The 2,765-nt window shown below is 66.4% G+C and carries 1 pseudogene; it reads right to left on the bottom strand.

The features are described from left to right. Positions 1-1,394 precede the first annotated feature (1,394 nt). A pseudogene (locus ACFY1J_RS46025) lies at positions 1,395-2,165 on the bottom strand (IS110 family transposase); the annotation flags it as partial. Positions 2,166-2,765: the final 600 nt, after the last annotated feature.

Here is a 2,765-nt window from a genome sequence, read left to right as displayed (position 1 = left end):
ACCAACTGGTCCGGGTGTGACTGAGCCCTTCAGTTGGCCCGTCTGAGCATCTCGGCTGGCCGCAGCCCCGGGGGACGTAGTGCTGCCCGCAGGTGTGACGGGATTGGGGAGCGCGGCGCTGTATCAAGTACGGGCCGAGATGCAGCGTCAGACGCGTCAGGCGGCAACTCGTCTTCGGTTCGATGTCCCGCTGACAGTGGGTCTAATTGCCCAGAAGCCCCACCCTTCCGCGGTGGCCGCCGCGGAATGCAGGGTGAGGCTCCTGGTATCGGATGTTCGTAGGTCCCGGCTGATTCTTCAGTTGGGGCCTACGTGCGTTAGGATCAGAACTTCCACACCCACGCGGCCAGCGTGATTACTTCGCATGCCGCGCAGACCCTCTCCGAGGAGAGGTGTGGTCGCACCTGTTCCGTCCACCGATCTTGTAACCAGGAAAGCAGTTTCAAGATCGGCTCCCCTCTGGCCGTGAGGCCGCCGATGCGGGATGGCGTCCCGCGCCGCCGAGGCCACGTCCGTGCCCTCACGTGTTGGGTACGAAGCGCGGACCAGCGGTTTGACGCCGCATCTCGGGGATGGCGGTGCCCAGTCGGCTCACTCGTTACTGCGCTCCAACGCCAGAAAACGTCACATGATCAGGCGGAATTTTTTGGATCCTTGACCTGAGAACCTCGGTGACGCCTCGCAACCGCTCGATGACCTGCGGTGCAGCACCCGTAGCCTCGGCCGCCTATCTCAGGCTGGAACCCGAGTCGTTCCCTGGTCCGTCTCTCCTCGCCCGAGGTGAAGCGTGAGAGCGCGCCGCTCAGGCAGGTCAACTGAAGCGCTCAATGGCTTCCCAATGGAGAAGTCAAGCTGAGTCCGTGCGCATTGGGCAGAACCCAGTTCCGTGCTCAGTCGAACCAGACCACGAGGCGGACGTGCTCCGGGCCATGCAGCTCGGCCAGCGTCCTCATCACGTCCCAGACCGGCGCCCAATGGGTCCCCGTCCCGGCAACAGTGCTTCGGCTGAGCGTGCCGGACTGAGGCGCCCCAGTCGGCGGCTGCCAACTCGGCCCAGCTGATCCACGTTGTTCCGTGCGCGTCCTGTGGTCCACCCCAGGCGCTGAAGGTCTCTCGCAGTCCCTCGGAAGCGTCCTCCGGCAGGCCGCGGTCCTCGGACAGCGGTCGGAACCCGAAGGAGTTGCGGACGCCGAAGAGGCAGGCAAAGGCGTCATAGGCGTTGCCGGTGTTGAGGAGGAAGAGGTCAAGGGCGGCATGCCACACCGCGTCCTCGTCGTCCTCCCCGAAGATCCGGGCCAAGGGCCTGCATTCGATCATTCCGCTGACATCGGTGGACATGCCCGCAGTCTGCCGAGCACGGGCAAGGCTCGTCGCCTCGTTTTCCGATGCAGAACCTAACCGGCGGGCTGTGGTGAGGCGACCTCGTAGAGGCGCCGGTCGCGGATCAGGGCCCACAGGACGTTGACTCTGCGGCGGGCGAGGGCGATCACGGCCTGGGTATGGCGTTTACCCTCGGCGCGCTTGCGATCGTAGAAGATCCGGGAGTTGGGGTCGTAGCGGACGCTCGTCAGAGCGGACATGTAGAAGATGCGCTGGAGGCCCCGGTGGTAGTGGCGAGGGCGGTGTAAGTTGCCATTCCGCTTCCCGGAATCGTGCGGTGCCGGAGCCAGACCGGCGAAAGCCGCGAGTCGGTCCGGGCCGTCAAAATCCTCAAGGTCGCTGCCGATCGCGGCGAGGAACTCGGCGCCCAGCAGTGGTCCCATGCCGGGCATGCTGGCCACGACCTCGGCCAGCTCGTGTGTCCGGAACCGGGTCTCGATGAGCCGGTCGATCTCGGCGACCTTCTCGTTCAGGGTCTGGACCTCCCGGGCAAGTGTCCGAACGAGCTGGGCGATCACAGCCTCGCCCGGGACCGCGGTGTGCTGCCGCTCGGCGGCCTGCACGGCCTTCTGCGCGAGCGCCTCGGGGCTGCGGACGCCGCGGGCGCGCAGCCAACGGGTGAGCCGCGCCGTGCCGATGCGCCGGAGGGTGGCCGGCGTCTGGTACCTGTCCAGCAGGACGAGGGGTCCGGCGCTCGTCAGGACGAGCACCCGTTCCAGCGCGGGGAACATGCCGGTCAAGGCAGAGCGGAGTCGGTTGATGGACCGGGTGCGGTCGCGGATAACGAGGCGTCCGTGGAAGCCTGCGCAGTGGTCAGAGAGCCGCCCAGCAGCCCCAGCGCAACCGCCCCGGCGGACAGCAGTTTCCTCAATCTCAAGTTGTACCCCCTGTTTTGGTTGAGCAGACAGGGGCACACCGAACAACTCACGCATCCCTCGCCGCGTCCATGTCATACAAGCACGAGGGTCACGCCAACTGCACACCAATTTGATCGGTTTTGGCCACGACGAGGACTGCGTGCTTCACCGTGGGACAGGCGGGTCGAAGGAGCGTCTGCCCGGTGGCAGCGGCAGCCGACTGCTGGGCACCGTCACAATGCACTGCATGATCCGGCTGAACGCCGTTGGGACACGGCGCGATGTCGACCCCCTCCACCCGGGCCGCCGACACAACCAGCTACCAGCTCACCATCGCCCCACCGAGCAGACCGCCCTCTTTGAACAAACCGCCGCCGTCTCGGCGGGGCGCACGAGATGGCGGTCCACTACGGGGCCAAGGCCGACCGCGACCTCGAACGCACGGCCGCTTCCCGTGAAGGCATTCGCCGCCCTCGTCCGCAACGCCGGTCGCGACGACGCCGACATCGACCACCACGCCTAGTAGGA

The sequence above is a fragment of the Streptomyces sp. NPDC001406 genome (genome assembly GCF_042895285.1).
In the GTDB taxonomy this organism is placed as follows: domain Bacteria; phylum Actinomycetota; class Actinomycetes; order Streptomycetales; family Streptomycetaceae; genus Streptomyces.
Note: the sequence above shows the minus strand (reverse complement) of the source record. Positions and strands in the feature narration are given on the sequence as shown.